The 1,226-nt window shown below is 73.7% G+C and carries 1 pseudogene; it reads right to left on the bottom strand.

From position 1 onward, the window contains the following. Positions 1-1,052: pseudogene (locus SSBG_RS16755) on the bottom strand (PAS domain-containing protein); the annotation flags it as partial. Positions 1,053-1,226 lie beyond the last annotated feature (174 nt).

Raw genomic sequence — 1,226 nt, 5'->3', positions numbered from 1 at the left:
CCGCCGTCGCCCTCGGGCTCGTGGTGCGGGGCGGGGGTGTCGAGCAGGTCGACGAGCGCGTGGTCGGCGAAGCCCGCGAGGGCGAAGTCGAGATGGACGGTGATCGCCTCGCCGGGGTCCTCGCACTCGGCCGCCGCACGCGCGGCACGCTGCGACTGCCCCGAGCGGAAGCGCAGTTGCGCGCTCTCCTGCTCGGCGAGCCGCGCCTCGGTCACGTCCTGGAAGAACCAGCCGACGCCGAGCGGCACCGGCTCCTCGCTGAGCGGTGAGGAGAGGCGCACGAAGCCGGAGCGCCAGCAGCGCCGCGCGCGTTCCGCGTCCTCGCGGACCGTCACCCACAGCTCGGCGGGAGCGGGCGGGGCCCCTTCTGCGAGCACGTGCGTGAGGGCGCTCTCCAGTTCCTCGACGCCCTGGCCGAGGAGATCGGCGAGCGGACGGCCGAGGAGCGCCGTGCGGCCGGTACCGAGCGCGCGGGCGGCGTAGGCGTTGACGGCGGCGGGCCGCAGATCGGCGTCCACGAGCACGACGCCCCAGGCGGCGTCCTCGAAGAGGGCTTCGCCGAGGGCTATGGAACGCTCCAGGTCTATCTGGGTGTGCACCTCGCTGAACGCGCAGTACACCCCCGCCGGGCGCCCGTCGGTGTCCCGCACGGCGGCGGACTGGACGCGGACGAGCACGCGCCCGCCGTCCTTCGTGAGCAGCGCGAACTCGTGGACCTGGCGCCCCGGCGCGCGCATCGCGCCGGCGAGCGAACGCCACATGTCGTCCGCGTCCGCCTCGCGCGCGGCCCAGCCGCCGAAGCCCTGCCGGCCGACCGCCTCGTCCGGCGTCCAGCCGAGAATGCGCTCCGCCTCACGGTTCCAGTGCGTCACGACACCGTTCGTGTCGAGCGCGCACAGCGCCGCGTCCATGCCGTCGAGAAGCGCGGCGAGCAACTCCGAGTCGTCACGCCCGGGAGCGCCGTGCGCCGGCTCCGCAGCACCCTGCCCGTCCGTGGTCCCACCCCGAGCACCTGGATCGTCCGTGGTCCCACCGCGCCGGGAAACACTCACCCTGGCACCCCCTGCCGTACGTACGTCATTCGTACGTCTGCCTTGCCTGCGCTGAATTGAACTCCACCGTGACACAGCGCACAGCGGCTTCGCGTAAATCGTTGCGCGGCAGTGATGCGGGTGAGGGGCGGCGGGGTGCACGTGGGGGGCGTGTTCGGGGGCGCGCTCACGGTA

Origin of the sequence: Streptomyces sp. SPB074, from assembly GCF_000154905.1 — a bacterium.
Classification (GTDB): Bacteria; Actinomycetota; Actinomycetes; order Streptomycetales; family Streptomycetaceae; genus Streptomyces.
Note: the sequence above shows the minus strand (reverse complement) of the source record. Positions and strands in the feature narration are given on the sequence as shown.